Source organism: Actinomadura sp. KC06 (genome assembly GCF_004348735.1).
In the GTDB taxonomy this organism is placed as follows: Bacteria; Actinomycetota; Actinomycetes; order Streptosporangiales; family Streptosporangiaceae; genus Spirillospora.
Genome location: NZ_SMKT01000103.1, coordinates 1 through 16,918, shown reverse-complemented (window position 1 = coordinate 16,918; position 16,918 = coordinate 1). Strand labels below are relative to the sequence as shown.

Sequence of the window (16,918 nt, the reverse complement as noted above, 5' to 3'; positions counted from 1 at the left end):
GACGGCCCCGGAAAACCGGTACCGAATGCCGCATATGGGGTCAGAAAGGGGGGATTTTCACGATCATGCGAAAGTCCCAGCAAGGCGGGGGGATGCGCCGCCGAGCGGTCCGAGTTGTGTACACTCTGTATTCAGGACACTCCGATGAGTGATTTTCGCGAATTTATGGCGGGCTAAACGGCACTTCACGTTGCCTAATGGGCGGTGAACTCGCTAGTTTCCCAACCCGTCCGACTCCGTCGAGTGGAAACCTGAGGTGACCCGGCGTGGCTCTTCCGCCCCTAACCCCCGAACAGCGCGCCGCAGCCTTGGAGAAGGCTGCCAAGGCGCGCAAAGAGCGGGCCGAGGTTAAGAATCGGCTCAAGCACGGGGGAACCTCGCTCGCCGAGGTTCTCAAAGAGGGTCAGTCCGACGACGTCATCGGAAAGATGAAGGTGTCGGCCCTCTTGGAATCGCTGCCCGGTGTGGGCAAGGTCCGTGCGAAGCAGATCATGGAGCGTCTGGGAATCGCCGAATCCCGCCGTGTGCGGGGTCTCGGCGCGAACCAGCGCGCGTCCCTGGAGCGTGAGTTCGGCGGAAGTGCGAACCGCTGACGCACGACTCACGGGCGGGCGCGGCGGCCAGACCGCCGCGGCCGGGCCGGGGCGACCCGGATCCGGCTCCATCCCGTCCGACCCCGGTGCAGCCGTCGACCGCTTCCCGTCCCCGGCAGGCCCGCGCAGGCCACGCCTCTGCGGACAGGCCGGATGAGAATGGCCGACCAAGCGCCGGAAGGCTCCGAATCGCATGACCCGCTCGCGCGGCGGCTGACGGTCCTCTCCGGGCCGTCGGGCGTCGGCAAGAGCACGGTCGTCGCCGAGATCCGGCGATCGCACCCCCGGGTGTGGCTGTCGGTCTCGGTGACCACCCGGTCCCCCCGGCCGGGTGAAACCCACGGTGTGCAGTACTTCTTCGTCGACGACGCCGGTTTCGACCGGCTCGTCGCCGAAGGGGAGCTCCTCGAATGGGCCGAGTTCGCGGGGAACCGCTACGGCACCCCGCGCCGGCCCGTCGAGGAGCGGCTCGCCCGCGGCGAGCCGGTGCTCCTGGAGATCGACCTGCAGGGCGCCCGCCAGGTCCGCCGGTCCATGCCGGAGGCCCGCCTGGTGTTCCTCGCGCCGCCCGGCTGGGAGGAGCTCGTCCGCCGCCTCACCGGGCGCGGCACCGAGCCCCCCGAGGTGATCGAGCGGCGGCTCGACGCCGCCCGCGTCGAACTCGCCGCCGAGAAGGAGTTCGACGTCACGCTCGTCAACACGTCCGTCCAGGACGTGTGCGAAGAGCTGCTAGCCTTGATGGCTGTTCACTAGTCGCGACCTATCGGAAGGCCACCGAGTGGCACCCAGCAGTGAGGGCATCACCAACCCGTCGATCGACGAGCTCCTCGAAGTCGTCGACACCAAGTACGGCCTCGTGAGCATCGCGGCCAAGCGCGCACGCCAGATCAACGCCTACTACGCCCAGCTGGGCGAGGGCCTGCTGGAGTACGTCGGCCCGCTCGTCGAGACGCAGGTCCAGGAGAAGCCGCTGTCGATCGCCCTGCGGGAGACGCGCGAAGGCCTCCTGAACGCCGAGCCCATCGAGGGCTGAGCGCCCCGCCGGGGCCGCGTTCCCGGACCCCCGGCGCGTCCGCGTCCGGCGCCTGATGCGACAGTGACCGCATGACCTCCCCAAAGCCGCGCGTCGTCCTGGGCGTGAGTGCCGGCATCGCCGCCTACAAGGCGTGCGAGCTGCTCCGGCGGCTCACCGAGTCGGGCCACGACGTCACCGTCGTCCCGACCGAGGACGCGCTCCGCTTCGTCGGCGAGCCGACCTGGGCCGCCCTGTCCGGCCGCCCGGTCTCGACCAGCGTGTGGGACGGCGTCGCCGGCGTGCCGCACGTCCGGCTCGGCCAGGGCGCCGACCTGGTGTTCGTCGCGCCCGCCACCGCCGATCTGCTCGCCCGTGCCGCGCAGGGGCTGGCGGACGACCTGCTCACCACCACCCTGCTCACCGCCCGATGCCCGGTCGTGTTCGCGCCCGCGATGCACACCGAGATGTGGGACCACCCGGCGACCCGCGCGAACGTCGCGACGCTGCGGGCCCGCGGCGCCGTCGTGATCGAGCCCGCGTCCGGGCGGCTCACCGGCACGGACACCGGTCCCGGCCGGCTGCCCGACCCGGCCGAGCTGTTCGAGGTCGCCCGGCACGTCCTGGCCCGCGGCGCCGCCGGCCTCGACCTGGCCGGACGGCACGTCCTCGTCTCCGCCGGCGGCACCCGGGAGGCGATCGACCCCGTCCGCTTCATCGGGAACCGCTCGTCCGGGCTGCAGGGCTACGCGCTCGCCAGGACGGCCGTGGCCCGCGGCGCGCGGGTGACGCTCGTGGCCGCCAACGTCGCCCTGCCCGACCCGGCGGGCGCCGGCATCGTCGCCGTCGGGTCGACCGAGGAGATGCGCAAGGCCGTCCTGTCCGCCGCAGGCGACGCCGACGCGGTCGTCATGGCCGCCGCCGTCGCCGACTTCCGCCCCGCCGGCTACCAGGGCTCGAAGATCAAGAAGGCGGAGGGGGCGGAGCCCGAGCCGATCCGGCTCGTCAAGAACCCCGACATCCTGGCCGAGCTCGGCGAGACCCGCCGCCCCGGCCAGGTGATCGTCGGTTTCGCCGCCGAGACCGACGACGTGCTCGCGAACGGGCGCGCCAAGCTCGCCCGCAAGCGCAGCGATCTGCTCGTCGTCAACCAGGTCGGCGAGGAGATGACCTTCGGACGGCCCGACAACGCGGCCGTCGTCCTCGGCGCGGACGGCTCCGCGACCGAGGTGCCCCGCGGCCCCAAGGAGGCGCTCGCCGAGATCGTCTGGGATCTCGTCGCGGCCCGCCTCGAACCCCGGTCGCCCGATTGACGGCGCCCGCCCCGCCAGGGCCGCACGTCCGGGCGTGCGGCTCCGCCCTACCAGGACATCTAGCCGTTAACGAGCACGTTTCGAGATCCGCTCCGCGACGATCCCGCTAGACTTCGGCATTAGTACCTGTGGGGCAGGGGGCCTTCCCCGCCGAACCCGAACACATATCCATTCTGCGACGACAGTCAGCAGCCGCTGCAAGGAGTGCACGTACGTGTCTCGCCGCCTGTTCACCTCCGAGTCCGTCACCGAAGGACATCCGGACAAGATCGCGGACCAGATCAGCGACGCGATCCTCGACTCGATGCTGAAGGACGACCCGAAGAGCCGGGTCGCCGTCGAGACGATGATCACGACCGGTCAGGTGCATGTGGCCGGTGAGGTCACCACCGAGACCTATGTGGACATCCCGGGCGTCATCCGGGAGAAGATCCTGGAGATCGGCTACGACTCGTCCAAGAAGGGCTTCGACGGCCACTCCTGCGGCGTGTCGGTGTCCATCGGCGCGCAGTCGCCCGACATCGCGCAGGGCGTCGACGACGCCTACGAGACCCGCGAGGGCGAGGACCGCGACAAGCAGGGCGACGACCTGGACCGGCAGGGCGCCGGCGACCAGGGCCTGATGTTCGGCTACGCCACCAACGAGACGCCCGAGCTGATGCCGCTGCCGATCACGCTGGCGCACCGGCTCGCGCAGCGGCTGTCGGCGGTCCGCAAGAACGGCGACGTCCCCTACCTGCGGCCCGACGGCAAGACGCAGGTCACGATCGAGTACGACGGCGACCGCGGCGTCCGCCTCGACACCGTCGTCGTGTCCAGCCAGCACGCCCCGGACATCGACCTCAAGGAGCTGCTGACCCCGGACGTCAAGGAGCACGTCGTCGACCCGGTGCTGGCCGGCTTCGACCTCGACACCGACGGGTACCGGCTGCTGGTCAACCCCACCGGCCGCTTCGAGATCGGCGGCCCGATGGGCGACGCCGGCCTCACCGGCCGCAAGATCATCGTGGACACCTACGGCGGCATGGCCCGGCACGGCGGCGGCGCGTTCTCCGGCAAGGACCCGTCCAAGGTCGACCGGTCCGCCGCGTACGCGATGCGGTGGGTCGCCAAGAACATCGTCGCGGCGCAGCTCGCCGACCGCGCCGAGGTCCAGGTCGCCTACGCGATCGGCAAGGCGCACCCGGTCGGCGTGTTCGTGGAGACGTTCGGCACCGAGAAGGTCGCCCCCGAGGCGATCGAGAAGGCGATCGCGGACGTGTTCGACCTGCGTCCTGCCGCGATCGTCCGCGATCTCGACCTGCTCCGCCCGATCTACCAGCAGACGGCCGCCTACGGGCACTTCGGCCGGGAGCTGCCCGACTTCTCCTGGGAGTCGACCGACCGCGCCAAGGACCTCGCTTCCGCCGCCGGTCTGTAACCGTCCAGAACGACAGAAGGCCCTGGGGACTGTTCGTCCCCAGGGCTTTTCTGTGTGCGTTCGTCTGCGTCTCGCTGTGACGGTCAGGAGTCGCAGGGTTCGCCGCGGCTGAGGTTGTAGCGGGCCGCGATGGTGTAGCGGCCGGGCCTGTCCGCCGTCAGCCGGACGAAATCGCCCGCGCGCGCCAGGCAGGCGCTCCCGCCCGACACCCTGAGCCACGGCGACCAGGAGACGCGGACCAGGACGGATCCGCTGGACGGCATGTCGATGACGAGCTGACCGGCGTCCAGCTTGCCGACGGACGCGGGCCGGTCGACCAGAGGCGTCGAGCGGAGGACGCGGAACAGGCGCCAGTGCTCGTCGCGCCAGATCTCCGTCAGGTAGGGCTGGCCGCCTTCGACGAGGGCGGCCTCGTCCCTGGCGGACCAGTCCGTCTCCTGCTCGGGCAGGACGACGTACTGCACCGCCCACTCGTGCAGCCAGTCGCGGTAGGAATCGGCCGTCAACGCGCCGTCCTCGTAGAACAGCTCGTGGCGTTCCGCGTCGACCTGGCGGTTCCAGCCCCGCGCCAGGACGAAATGGCGGCTCAGCCCGGACGACTCCCAGTGGGACCGCAGCGGGACGACCTCGATGCGCGCGTCGTCCGCCCCGACGGCCTTCAGCTCGGCGATGAGGCCGCTGGCGTTCCCGGCGGCCCGCGCCGCGGGCTCGGTGTGGATCAGGTCGTCGACGGGCTTGATGACCTGCCAGGACGCGGTGACGATGAACGCGGCGGACAGCACGGCGATGCGGACGCGCCCGTGCGCGCGTGCCACGGCGGACAGCAGGAACATCCCGCCGAACAGGAGCGAGAGGCGTTCGACGTTGCTGCCGACCGGTGACGGGACCAGCCAGGTCAGCAGGATCCCGGCCAGGTACACGCCGGCGGCGACGCGGACGAGCCTCCAGCCGCGCGGCGCGCAGGTCAGCATGGCGATGACGCCGGCCACGGTGGGCAGGACGATGGCGCCGAGCGAGATCGGCTGTTCACCGCTGAACGGGAACAGCAGGCTGGTCGTCCCGACCACGACGGGAGGGCCGGCGGCGAGGCAGATCCCGGCGCGGCGGCGTCCGGTGAGGAACAGCGCGGCGGCCAGCACCATGAGGAACAGGCCCGCGACGGGGCTCGCGAGCGTGGACAGCAGGCCGAGGCCCACCATCCCCGCTGCGCGCAGGGCGGGTGTGCCGCGCGGGGTGAACGCCACGATCGTCGCCATGAGCGCGAACGTAAGGCCGAGGCCGAACGTGACCCGTCCCGACGCCGCGTTGCAGGAGAGGGCGAACGCGGCCCAGAGGGACGCGGGCAGGGCCACGGGCGCCTTGAAGCGCCGCAGCAGGTACGCCGTGAGGGCGGCGGAGAGCGTGCCGGACACCACGGCGACCGTGCGTATGCCGAACAGCGCCATGAGGTACGGCGACATGACGCTGTAGGAGGCGGGGTGCATTCCGCCGTACCAGGCGAAGCTGTAAGCCGCGGTCGGGTGCTTCCAGGCGAAGTCGGTCCAGGCGGCCTGGGCGGCGAGGTCGCCGCCCTCGGTCGCCAGGAACAGAGCCCACACCAGGTGGAGGACGGCCGCCGCGACCGTGGCGGCCACCACCGGATGGCGGGCCCACTTCTTCCAGGAGGCGGGGGACGAGGGGCCTGGGGAACGGCGCGACGACCCATGCCGGGCCTGGGCGTCCGCCCGTTCTTGAGTATGCGCTGTGGTCATCGCCTGCACGGGCTCGTCGGACGGCGAGGGCGCAGAAGGGATCGGGCAATGGGCCAACGGATGCGCGCCCCGTACGAATGGGTCAACCCTAGCGTGCGCGATCGGCTGTCGGGTTGATCTGGTAGGACGGGGGCGTGACCAAGGACGGCGGCGGAACTGACCTGATCCCGGGGCTGGACGAGCTGCCGCCAACGTCCCCGGGGAAGGCGGAGAAGCCGGGCAAGGGGGGTAAGCCGGGCAAGGCGCGGAAGAAGGGGGCGCGCCGTCCGGCCGAGGCGCTGCCCGTCGCGCGGATCGCGGTCGACATGTCCCTGCCGCATCTGGATCGTCCGTTCGACTACCTGGTGCCGGCCGAGCTGGACGCCAAGACGGTGCCCGGGTGCCGGGTGAGGGTGCGGTTCGCGGGCCAGCTCGTCGACGGGTTCGTTCTGGAACGGGTCGCCGAGAGCGAGCACGAGGGGAAGCTGCTCTTTCTGGAGCGGGTCACGTCGTCCGAGGCGGTCCTCACCCCGGAGGTCGCCGCGCTGATCCGGGAGGTGGCCGACCGTTACGCCGGTACGTTCGCCGATGTGCTGCGGCTGGCCGTCCCGCCACGGCATGCGCGTGTGGAAGCGGAACCTGTGGTGGCGTCCGGCGACGCTGGGGGCGAACCGTCCGGTACGGGGGGCTCCGGTGCTTGGAGCGACTATCCGGCCGGGCCGTCTTTCCTCAGTGCGTTGGCCGATGGCAGGGCGCCGCGGGCCGTCTGGACGGCGCTGCCCGGCCTTGACTGGACGGCGGCCGTAGCGCAGGCCGTCGCGGTGACCCACCGCAGTGGGCGCGGCGCGTTGGTCGTCGTGGCCGACGGCCGCGACGTGGCCCGGATGGACACCGCGCTCAAGGCCGAGCTGGGGGAGGGCGTCCACGTCGCGCTGACGGCGGAATTGGGCCCTGCGGAGCGCTACCGGAGATGGCTGGCCGTCCTGCGCGGTACCGCACGGGCGGTCGTCGGCACGCGCGCCGCCATGTTCGCTCCCGTCGCCGACCTCGGCCTGGCCGTGCTGTGGGACGACGGCGACGACGTCCACGCAGAGCCGCACGCCCCGTACCCGCATGCGCGCGACGTCCTCGCCCTGCGCGCGCATAGGGCGAACGCCGGAGCGCTCATCGGAGGGTTCACCAGGACCACCGACGCCACCCAGCTCGTTGAGTCCGGCTGGGCGCACTCGCTCACGGCCGACCGGGAACGTGTCCGGACGGCGATGCCCCGCGTCCGGTACGTGGGAGAGGACGCGCAGCTCGCCCGCGACGCCGCCGCCCGTAGCGCGCGCCTGCCGAACGTAGCGTTCGAGGCCGCGCGGCAGGCCCTGGGGGAGGGGCCCGTCCTGGTGCAGGTTCCCAGGCGGGGGTACGTCCCGGCCATCGCGTGCGGGCGGTGCCGTACACCCGCCCAGTGCGCGGCGTGCCAGGGCCCACTGTCGCTGTCGTCGTCCCACGCGGCGCCCTACTGCCGCTGGTGCGGGCGCATCGCGGGTGACTGGCGGTGCCCAGAGTGCGGGTTCGTCCATGTGCGTGCCGTGGTGGTCGGTGCAAAGCGGACGGCGGAGGAATTGGGCAGAGCGTTCCCCGGCGTGCCCGTCCGCACCTCCGGACGGGATTCGATTCTCGAACGGCTCGGCCCGGAACGCGCTCTCGTGGTGTCCACGCCGGGGGCCGAGCCGCCCGCGGAAGGCGGATACAGCGCCGCGCTGCTGCTGGACGGCTGGGTGCTGCTCGGACGCCCCGATCTGCGTGCCGGAGAGGAGACGCTGCGGCGCTGGATGAACGCGGCGTCGCTCGTCCGGCCGCAGGGTCCCGTCGTGGTGGCCGCGGAGGGGTCGCTGCCGCCCGTCCAGGCGCTCGTCCGGTGGGACCCGGTCACCTATGCGGAGCGGGAACTGGCGGAACGCAAGGAGGTGGGTTTCCCGCCTGCCGCACGGATGGCGTCGCTGACCGCGACACCCGCCGCCATACGCGAACTCTTGGCCGATGCAAGGCTGCCCGATGGGGCCGAGGTGCTCGGTCCTGTGCCCGTCCCTTCCGCGCCCGTTCCGGGGGCCGATGTGCAGGAGAAAGAGCGTGCGCTGATACGGGTGCCCAGGGCCGCGGGGCACGCCCTGGCGCGCGCGTTGAAGGAGGCTCAGGGCGTGCGCAGCGCGCGCAAGACGGCGGAGACAGTGCGGGTCCAGATCGACCCACTGGAGCTGATCTGACCAATAGGGTTCTCGGGTGGCTGAGAACTGGGTGGAGACCACCGCCGGCGACCTGCGGCGGTGGGCGGACGAGCGCGGCGAGGCGCTGGACGAGCAGGGCGCGCGCATCCTGCTCGAACTCCTGCGGGAGGAGATGGGCCTGGCGGGCCCGGCGGCGCTGACCCCCGAGGCGCTCCGCGAGCTGCTCCTGAGCGTGTTCCCGGAGTCCGTGGTCGCGGGCGGCGACGACGTTCCCACCGTCCTGGACGCGCTCCGCCGCATCGTCGCCTACCTGCGCGACACCGGCGCGGTGCCCGCGCCCGTCGCCGCCGACCTCGACGCGGAGATCGACCGCACCGGCCCCGCGTTCGCCGACCTCGTCGCCGAGATGGACACCGAGGAGCGGCAGGCGGCCGCGGAGGTCATCGGCGGGCTGATGCAGGCCGACGGGGTCTCCCTGGACGACCAGGAGGCCGTCGAGGCGTGGATCCGCGACTTCGAGGCGCTGCCGGAGGAGGAGCGCTACGCGCGCACCGAGGGCTATCTGCAGCAGGTCGAGGACCTGGTCGTCCCGCCTGTGCGGCTCGCTCCCGTGGAGGACGTGGCGGACGCCGCGCGCCGCTCCCGCCTGACCGAGAACGTTCTCGCCCTGGCCCGCTGGACGGGCGAACGCGCCCTCACCGAGCACGACACCCTCACCGAGCCCGACGCGGAGGCCGCAGCCGTCGCGCTCGGCCTGGAGGACCCGCGCAGCCACGGGCAGATGGAGGACGCGGGCGAACTGGAACGCCTCTGGTGGGCCGCCGTAGAGGCGAAGGTCATCACCGCCGAGGACGGCACGGCCAAACTAGGCCCCTCCCTGGACGGTCTCCAGTCCAGCGATGACTCGACACTGCTCGCCGCCTGGCTCCCGCTGTTCGAGGCGATGGTCGTCCCAGGGCACGACTACGCGGACGGTCTCGACGCGGTGGAACTCGTCCAGAACGAGATGACGGGCGTCCTCATCCACCTGTACGAGCAGGAGGAGCCCACCGAGCCCGAGACGCTTCTCGGCGCACTGCTCGATCACGTGGAAGAGTCCTACGACCTCACCGACGCCGAGACCATGTCCACGCTCGTATCGGACGCGTTCTTCCTCGAACTGGCCACCTTCGCCGAATGGGGCGTCGTCGAGAAGTCGGGCAAGGGACGCGAGCTGACGCCGCTGGGCGTGTGGGCCGTCCGGGAGCTGCTGCTGGCGGACGGGTTCAGCGCGCCCGTCGTCGGAGACCTGGCCGGGGCCCGCGCGTCCGAGCTCATCGACGGGCTCACCTGGTACCGGCCCGACGCGGCCGACGAGGAGATCGACGGCTGGCTGGCCCGCCACGATCCCAAGGACGCCGCCGCCGACCTCCTGGACGTCATGCGTACGGGGGGCCCCGGCGCGCGCAACCTCGCCGCGGCTGTCCTGCACCGCATCGGCCCCGAGGCGGCTGCCGTCGTCCGCGCCGCGCAGGAGCATCCGCTGGTCTCGCCCTACGCCGCGCTCTGGCTGAACGCCGCGGGAGACCCGTCCGGACGGGAACTGGCGCGCGAGGAGTACCTCTGGGTGTTCGTCGACACCGTCGCCGGGATGCTGGAGACCGCCGAACCCGAGGAGGCGGTCGAGGCGGCCCTCATCGACGCGCCGCCTGGAGCGGAGATGGCGGCGATGATCGACGACCTGTGGCGCACCGACCATCCCGGCGTGGCCGCCGTCCTGGAGGCCCTGGGCGCGCACCACCCCGACAAGGCGACCGCCAAGGCCGCCCGGACCGCCGCCTACAAGGCGCGTTCCGCGCACCAGGGCGCGCACCGCAGCGTGTGAAACGTCCGTGCGTTGCTCCGTAGACTGGACGGAGCAACCCCGCCCCGCACGAAACGGAGTCCTCGTTGGCCGTCAAGCCCATCCGCCTCTTCGGCGACCCCGTGCTGCGCACCCCGGCGGAGCCGGTGAAGGACTTCGACAAGGAGCTGCGCCAGCTCGTCAAGGACCTCACCGACACGATGATCGACGCTCCTGGGGCCGGCCTGGCCGCGCCGCAGCTCGGCGTGGGGCTGCGGGTGTTCACCTACTACGTCGACGACCGGCTGGGGCACGTGGTCAACCCGACCCTGGACCTGTCGGACGAGCAGGAGACCGACGACGAGGGCTGCCTGTCCCTGCCCGGCCTGGCGTTCCCTACGCCGCGCGCCGTCCGCGCCGTGGCGAAGGGCTTCAACATGCACGGCGAGCCGATCACGCTGGAGGGCACGCATCTGCTGGCCCGCTGCGTCCAGCACGAGACCGACCACCTCGACGGCGTGATCTTCATCGACCGGATGGACCCCGAGCAGCGCAAGGCCGCGATGAAGGCGATCAGGGAGGCCGAGTGGTTCGGCGACCCGGCCCCGGTCGTCAAGGAGTCGCCGCACCGCACCCTCGGGAAGGCGATCTAGATGCGGCTGGTCTTCGCCGGGACGCCCGAGACCGCGCTCCCGGCCCTCACGGCGCTTCTGGGGTCCTCGCACGAGGTGGCCGCGGTCGTGACCCGCCCGGACGGGCGTTCGGGCCGTGGGAGGCGTCTCAGCGCCAGCCCGGTGGCGTCGCTGGCCGCGGAGGCGGGCGTCGAGGTGCTCAAGCCCGCCAAGGCCCGCGACCCCGAGTTCCTCGACCGGCTCCGCGAGATCGCGCCCGACTGCTGCCCCGTCGTCGCCTACGGGGCGCTGCTTCCACGGGAGGCCCTCGACATCCCCAGGCACGGCTGGGTGAACCTGCACTTCTCGCTGCTGCCCGCCTGGCGCGGCGCCGCGCCCGTGCAGCGCGCGATCCTGCACGGCGACGACGTGACCGGCGCGGCGACGTTCGAGATCGAGGAGGGGCTGGACACGGGCCCGGTCTACGGCGTCCTCACCGAGCCGATCCTGCCGACCGACACCACGGGCGACCTGCTGGGCCGCCTGGCCGTCGCCGGTGCGAGCCTGCTGCTGGACACGATGAACGGCATCGAGGCGGGCGTCCTGGAGCCGCGCCCGCAGTCCACGGAGGGCGTGTCCCACGCGGCCAAGCTGACGCCCGAGGACGGTCACGTCGACTGGAAGTCCCCGGCCCAGCACGTCGACCGCCTCGTGCGCGCCTGTACGCCCGCCCCCGGCGCGTGGACGAACTTCCGCGATACGCGCGTCAAACTGGGGCCGGTCCGTCCGGTTCCGGAAGCCGACCAACTGTCGCCCGGCGAGCTGCATGCCGGAAAGAACGAAGTGCTGGTCGGGACGGCCACGCACCCGGTCGCCCTAGGCGAAGTCCAACCGCAGGGCAAGCGCACCATGGCCGCGGCCGACTGGGCCCGCGGCGTCAACCCCATCGGCAAGGACGCGCTGCACTGATGCCTCCCGCCCGCAACCGCCGACGCACCGAGAACCGCAGGCCGGGCGGGCCGCGCAAGACGGGCCGCCCCCAGGACCTCGTCCGGCGCACCGCGTTCGACGTGATCCGCGCCGTCGAGACGCGCGACGCCTACGCCAACCTCCTGCTGCCCAGCCGCCTGCGCGACCGGGGCCTCACCGGCCGCGACGCCGCCCTCGCCACCGAGCTCACCTACGGCACGCTCCGCGGCCGCGGCACCTACGACGCGGTGCTCGCGCTGTGCAGCGACCGCGAACTGCGGCGCGTCGACGCGCCGCTCCTGGACGTCCTGCGCCTCGGCGCCCACCAGATCCTCGCCACGCGGATCCCGCCGCACGCCGCCGTGGGGACCACGGTCGAGCTGGCGCGCTCCGTCTCCGGCCCTGGACAGGCCAAGTTCGCCAACGCGGTGCTCCGCAAGGTCGCCACCCGCGACATGGACGCCTGGCTGGAAATCGTTGCGCCCGCCGACACCGACACCACGACGCGTCTCTCCGTCCGCCACAGCCACCCCAAGTGGATCGTGTCCGCGCTGCGGGACGCCGTCGGCAACGGCGAGATCGAGGAACTGCTCGCCGCGGACAACGCCCGTCCCCGCGTCGCCCTGGTCGCCCGTCCCGGCCGGGCCACCGTGCAGGAGCTGTACGACGCGGGCGCAGAACCTACTCCGTACTCGCCCTACGGTGCCCTTCTGCAAGAGGGTGACCCGGCGGGGATCGCGGCCGTCCGCGATGGACGCGCCGCCGTCCAGGACGAGGCGAGCCAGATGGTCGCCCTGGCCCTGATCGAGGCGCCCTTGGACGGCCGTGACTCGCGCTGGGCGGATCTCTGCGCAGGCCCTGGAGGCAAGGCGGGTCTTCTCTCCGCCCTCGCAGCCCAGCGGGATGCGCGCCTCTTGGCCGCCGACGTGCAGCCTCACCGGGCCGGCCTCGTCCGGGACGCGGTCGACGACCACGCCGGCGTGATCGCCGCCGACGGCACCGCACCCGCATGGCGGCCCGCGTCCTTCGACCGGGTCATGGTGGACGCCCCGTGCACCGGCCTGGGCGCGCTCCGCCGCCGTCCAGAGGCGCGCTGGCGACGCGGCCCCGAATCGGTCGCGGAGCTGGGCGCCCTGCAGCGGAAACTGCTCGCCGCGGCACTGGAGTCCGTCCGGCCCGGCGGTGTGGTCGCCTACGTCACGTGCTCCCCGCACCTCGCCGAGACGCGGGTCGTCGTGGACGACGTCCTGCGCGGACGCGACGACGTGGAACGGCTCGACGCCCCCGCCGTCCTGGCGTCCGTCGCTCCCGATCTCACCGGCCTTGGCGACGGGCCCTACGCACAGTTCTGGCCGCACCGCCACGGCACGGACGCGATGTTCCTGGCCCTCCTGCGCCGCACTTGACCTGGGAGACCCGTGATGACCGACTTCATGCATGTCGTGTCGTTCCTGGGGAGCGCGGCGTTCTACGTCCCTCTGCTCGTGGTCCTGTTCTGGTGCGCTGCTCCGCGTCTGGTTGCACGGGCCACGGTCATCCTGCTTTTCAGCGCGTTCCTCAACACGCTCCTCAAGCTGGTCTTCCACGACCCCCGCCCCTACTGGACGGACCCCACCGTCGAGGGCAAGGCGTCCCACACGTCGTTCGGCATGCCGTCCGGGCACGCCCAGAACGCCCCGGTCGCCTGGGGGTTTTTCGCCGCCCAGACCAGGCGGTGGCCGCTGTGGGCGGGCGCGGCCGTCATCGTCGCTCTGATCGGGGTGTCCCGCGTCTATCTCGGCGTCCACTCGATCGGGCAGGTTCTGGGCGGCTGGGCCATCGGCGTGGCCCTCCTGGTAGCGGCTCTTGGGCTGGAACCCGTCATCGTCCCGTGGTGGACCCGCCGCCATCTGGCCGTGCAGCTGACCCTCGCTCTCGTCCTGTCTCTGCTGCTGCTGGCGGCCGCCTGGGGCGCGGTGCAGCCGCTCGAAAACTGGCAGTGGCCGGGCGCCTGGGCCCGGGCAGTCCAAGCAGCGGGAGGACAGACCGAACCCATCACGCTCATCGAATCGGCTAGGGCCACAGGCGGATTCTGCGGAGTCCTGGCCGGTCTGTCCCTGCTCGCAGCACGCGGCTGGTTCGATGCGGGCGGGACGCTCTGGCAGCGCCTGGCGCGCCTCCCTGTGGGCATCGCCGGAGGCTTCGCCGTCTACCTGCTGGACGGATCGAACCTGGTCCAGACGTTCGCCGTCCAGACGGTGCTCGGCCTCTGGGTCACCGCAGGCGCGCCGGAGGCGTTCGTCCGCCTCCGCCTGGCCGGACGCCCCGCGCCCTCCGTCACCCGGCCGGGTGACGATCGGACGGAACTGCGCCAATAGACTCGCGGCATCATGGCTCCTCAGATCGCACCCAGCATCCTGTCCGCCGACTTCGCCCACCTGGCCGAGGACGTCGCGCGCATCGCCGACGCCGCCGACTGGGTCCACGTCGACGTCATGGACAACCACTTCGTCCCGAACCTCACCCTGGGACTGCCCGTCGTCCAGGCACTGCTCGAGCACAGCGCGCTGCCGCTCGACTGCCACCTGATGATCGAGGACCCCGACCGGTGGGCCCCGGAGTACGCCGAGGCCGGCGCGAAGAGCGTCACCATCCACGCCGAGGCCGCCAAGGCGCCGATCCGCACCCTGCGCGCCATCCGCGCCGCGGGCGCGCGGGCGGGGCTCGGCGTCAATCCGGCCACCCCCGTGGACGGTTTCGAAGACCTCCTCGGCGAAATCGACATGCTCCTCTTGATGACCGTCGAGCCCGGCTTCGGCGGCCAGAAGTTCCTGGACGTCGTCCTGCCGAAGGTCCGCCGCGCCCGCGAGCTCATCAAGGGCCGCGACCTTCCCGTCTGGCTCCAGGTGGACGGCGGTGTCAGCGCGGAGACCATCGAGCGCTGCGCGGAGGCCGGGGCGGACGTGTTCGTCGCGGGCAGCGCCGTCTACGGGGCGGACGACCCCGCCGAGGCCGTCCGCAGGCTCCGCGGCCAGGCCGAAGAAGCGACGGCGAAGGCGAACTGGTGATCCTGCCCTGCGCCGCCGTCCTGTTCGACGTGGACGGCACCCTCGTCGACTCCACACCGCTCGTGGAACGGGCCGCCCGCGAATGGGCCGCCGAGTACGGCATCGACCCGGACGAGTTCCTCTCCGACGCCCACGGCCGCCGCACCGTCGACCGCGTCGCCGACTTCCTCCCGCCCGAGGAGGTCCACGACGCCACGGCACGCCTGGACGCGCTGGAGGCCGTCCGCACCGACGGCATCACCGCCCTTCCAGGCGCCGTCGACCTCCTGGCGAACATGAACGGCCTGCCCTGCGCGTTCGTCACCTCGATGGACAGGGCTCAGCTGAAACTCCGCACGCAGGTGGCCGGCGTGCCCATCCCGCAGGTGGTGGTGACGGCCGAGGACGTCCCGACCGGAAAACCAGACCCGTCCGGCTACCTCAAGGCTGCCCGGAGCCTGGGCGTGGACCCGTCAGACTGCATCGTCATCGAGGACGCCCCTGCGGGAATAGCCGCGGGACGTGCGGCGGGTGCGACCGTCCTGGCGGTGACCACCAGCCACGACCCGGCGGTGCTGACCGGGGCGGACCGAATCATCCACCACCTCACGCGCGTGACGTCGACACCGACCGGCCTGCTCCTCGCAGACGACTGATACCCAGCGCGTATTCACCCTTCCGGGGCGGCGATGCCCAGGGACGAGCGGAACATCTCATGGATCCGGAAGCGCTTGACTGCCGCGACGTTGAGGTGCTGGACCTGATGGCTCCCCAGGAAGGCGCCGTCCCCGTTGGCCTGGGCGGTGAGCAGCCCCGCCCGCCACAGGACCTCGATGAGGTCGTTCGGGTAGCAGTGCGGCAGCCACGACTCCGTCCCGTGTGTGGGGATCTCTCCGACGGCCAGCTCCAGGCAGAGCAGTTCGAGCTCTTCGCGGTCGAACGTGTGCGGACGGCTTCGGAAAACCTCGAAAACGCTCAGGAGCCCCGGGTACTGGGAGCGGTATTCGGCGGCGATGTCCCTGGTCCGCTCGGCTGAATAGCCGTACTCGCACCGTTCGATCGCGGAATACGGCACCGGCAGCTTGGAGGCGCGCCTCCTGCCCTGCGCCAGGGCCTCCGAGCAGAACTGGATGATCTCCCTCGGCCGGTACAGAGTCCGATCGACCATGTAGCGGAACGCCGCGTCCCGTCCCTGGCCCGGTGGCGAGGCGAACACCGCCGACCAGCAGGCGCGGTCACCGGCGCGTTCCAGCGCCTCAACGTCGAAGCCCTTCTCGTGCGCGGAGTACCGGATCCGCTTGGCGATGAGCTCCAGTAGCGACTCCTCCGACCAGTAGATCTTCTCCAGCAGGTCCCGGTGCTTCTGCGCGTCGTCGTACAGGGCCGGGATGTCGTCGTACAGCTCCTGCCGCAGCGACACGTACACCCGCAGGTTCTTGTGCAGCCCGTTGATCGACACGCATGCCTGGAACAGGCCCGAGACGAACGCCTTGGCGTCCTCGGACGAATCCCATCCGCGGTCGAGCTCGTCGACGAGCACGATCACCCGCTGGCCGTCCAGCACCTTCTTCAGCGCGGGCAGCAGATTGTGGATCTCCTCGAGTTTGTAGAGCCGGTCCAGCTCGCGCGTCCGCAGGCCCGCCTCGATCGGCCCGAGCTTGATGGCCTCGAGCCGCTTCAAATACGACACCAGCAGCGACAGCGGCCCGAGCTGATGGGCGCCGTGATTGTCGCGGATGTAGTTGTAGATCTCGCGGCCGCCGCCCTTGGTCAGCCGCATCCCCTTCCGCGCCAGCGCTTTCATCACCAGCACGTAGATCAGGTATTTCCAGGCGGCGGCGTAGGCGCCCTGCTTCGCCCACGACCCCGCGTGCTCGGCCTCCATCGTCGAGCTGAGCAGCTCGTAGGAGTAGTCCTCCGGGCTCAGCTCGATGACATGGCTGCCCGCCGCCCGCTCCCGCTTGGCCAGCACCTGGAAGATCGCGCTCTTCCCGGCCCCGCGGTTCCCCATCAGGATCGTCTTCGCTCCCGACCGGACCCGCTGGTAGGCGTCGGACTCGACGAAGTACTTCTCCAGTCCCCGGGAGATGTCCCGCTCGGCCGACGGAGTGCCGAAGTCGAGGACGTCCAGGATTTTCGGCGACAAGGTCACTTTGCCCATGGGCTTTCCCCCGGAATTCGCGGCGGCTTCCGTCAACGAGTTTCGTCC

General features: G+C 71.7%; 15 protein-coding genes. 13 read left to right on the top strand and 2 right to left on the bottom strand.

Features of this window, described 5'->3' with window-relative positions; all coding sequences use genetic code 11:
- Nucleotides 1-266 precede the first annotated feature (266 nt).
- From mihF to metK, 5 genes are all read left to right on the top strand, one after another.
- Entirely contained in the window at nucleotides 267-593 is a 327-nt protein-coding gene (gene mihF / locus E1287_RS28285; protein ID WP_026405770.1) for an integration host factor, actinobacterial type, read from the top strand.
- A gap of 159 nt (nucleotides 594-752) precedes the next feature.
- The gene (gene gmk, locus E1287_RS28280; RefSeq protein WP_131968127.1) at nucleotides 753-1,346 is read left to right on the top strand and encodes a guanylate kinase; all 594 of its coding nucleotides are present in this window, start codon (nucleotides 753-755) and stop codon (nucleotides 1,344-1,346) included.
- Nucleotides 1,347-1,371: 25 nt separating this feature from the next.
- Complete coding sequence (gene rpoZ, locus E1287_RS28275; RefSeq protein WP_131968126.1) at nucleotides 1,372-1,626, top strand: DNA-directed RNA polymerase subunit omega; 255 nt, start codon at nucleotides 1,372-1,374, stop codon at nucleotides 1,624-1,626.
- 71 nt (nucleotides 1,627-1,697) lie between these two features.
- Nucleotides 1,698-2,918 (top strand): bifunctional phosphopantothenoylcysteine decarboxylase/phosphopantothenate--cysteine ligase CoaBC, encoded by a 1,221-nt coding sequence (gene coaBC, locus E1287_RS28270; RefSeq protein ID WP_131968125.1) that lies wholly within the window; start codon nucleotides 1,698-1,700, stop codon nucleotides 2,916-2,918.
- A 214-nt stretch (nucleotides 2,919-3,132) separates the two neighbouring features.
- Nucleotides 3,133-4,338: a methionine adenosyltransferase gene (gene metK / locus E1287_RS28265; protein WP_131968124.1), complete on the top strand. Its 1,206-nt coding sequence runs from the start codon at nucleotides 3,133-3,135 to the stop codon at nucleotides 4,336-4,338.
- Between the two features lie 83 nt (nucleotides 4,339-4,421).
- Here the strand turns inward: metK and E1287_RS28260 are convergent, their stop codons facing one another.
- The gene (locus E1287_RS28260; RefSeq protein WP_243719488.1) at nucleotides 4,422-6,089 is read right to left on the bottom strand and encodes an MFS transporter; all 1,668 of its coding nucleotides are present in this window, start codon (nucleotides 6,087-6,089) and stop codon (nucleotides 4,422-4,424) included.
- Nucleotides 6,090-6,223: 134 nt separating this feature from the next.
- Here E1287_RS28260 and E1287_RS28255 point away from each other — a divergent pair, with 134 nt between their 5' ends.
- The 8 genes from E1287_RS28255 to E1287_RS28220 all read left to right on the top strand — a co-directional run bounded on the left by E1287_RS28255 (nucleotide 6,224) and on the right by E1287_RS28220 (nucleotide 15,365).
- Complete coding sequence (locus E1287_RS28255) at nucleotides 6,224-8,320, top strand: primosomal protein N' (RefSeq protein ID WP_131968123.1); 2,097 nt, start codon at nucleotides 6,224-6,226, stop codon at nucleotides 8,318-8,320.
- A 16-nt stretch (nucleotides 8,321-8,336) separates the two neighbouring features.
- Nucleotides 8,337-10,145 (top strand): hypothetical protein, encoded by a 1,809-nt coding sequence (locus tag E1287_RS28250; protein WP_131968122.1) that lies wholly within the window; start codon nucleotides 8,337-8,339, stop codon nucleotides 10,143-10,145.
- Nucleotides 10,146-10,210: 65 nt separating this feature from the next.
- Complete coding sequence (gene def, locus E1287_RS28245; protein WP_131968121.1) at nucleotides 10,211-10,756, top strand: peptide deformylase; 546 nt, start codon at nucleotides 10,211-10,213, stop codon at nucleotides 10,754-10,756.
- Nucleotides 10,757-11,683 carry a methionyl-tRNA formyltransferase gene (gene fmt, locus E1287_RS28240; RefSeq protein WP_131968120.1) on the top strand — a complete coding sequence of 309 codons (927 nt, stop codon included), beginning with the start codon at nucleotides 10,757-10,759 and terminating at the stop codon, nucleotides 11,681-11,683.
- Nucleotides 11,683-13,089 carry a transcription antitermination factor NusB gene (locus E1287_RS28235; RefSeq protein WP_131968119.1) on the top strand — a complete coding sequence of 469 codons (1,407 nt, stop codon included), beginning with the start codon at nucleotides 11,683-11,685 and terminating at the stop codon, nucleotides 13,087-13,089. Before fmt ends, E1287_RS28235 begins: the two co-directional genes overlap by 1 nt.
- Before the next feature lie 15 nt (nucleotides 13,090-13,104).
- On the top strand, nucleotides 13,105-14,040 hold the full coding sequence (locus E1287_RS28230; RefSeq protein WP_131968118.1) for a phosphatase PAP2 family protein: 936 nt from the start codon (nucleotides 13,105-13,107) through the stop codon (nucleotides 14,038-14,040).
- Between the two features lie 12 nt (nucleotides 14,041-14,052).
- Nucleotides 14,053-14,730: a ribulose-phosphate 3-epimerase gene (rpe, locus tag E1287_RS28225; protein ID WP_131968117.1), complete on the top strand. Its 678-nt coding sequence runs from the start codon at nucleotides 14,053-14,055 to the stop codon at nucleotides 14,728-14,730.
- Nucleotides 14,727-15,365: an HAD-IA family hydrolase gene (locus E1287_RS28220; RefSeq protein ID WP_131968116.1), complete on the top strand. Its 639-nt coding sequence runs from the start codon at nucleotides 14,727-14,729 to the stop codon at nucleotides 15,363-15,365. Before rpe ends, E1287_RS28220 begins: the two co-directional genes overlap by 4 nt.
- Before the next feature lie 14 nt (nucleotides 15,366-15,379).
- Here E1287_RS28220 and E1287_RS28215 read toward each other — a convergent pair whose 3' ends face one another.
- Entirely contained in the window at nucleotides 15,380-16,870 is a 1,491-nt protein-coding gene (locus E1287_RS28215) for a hypothetical protein (RefSeq protein WP_131968115.1), read from the bottom strand.
- Nucleotides 16,871-16,918: the final 48 nt, after the last annotated feature.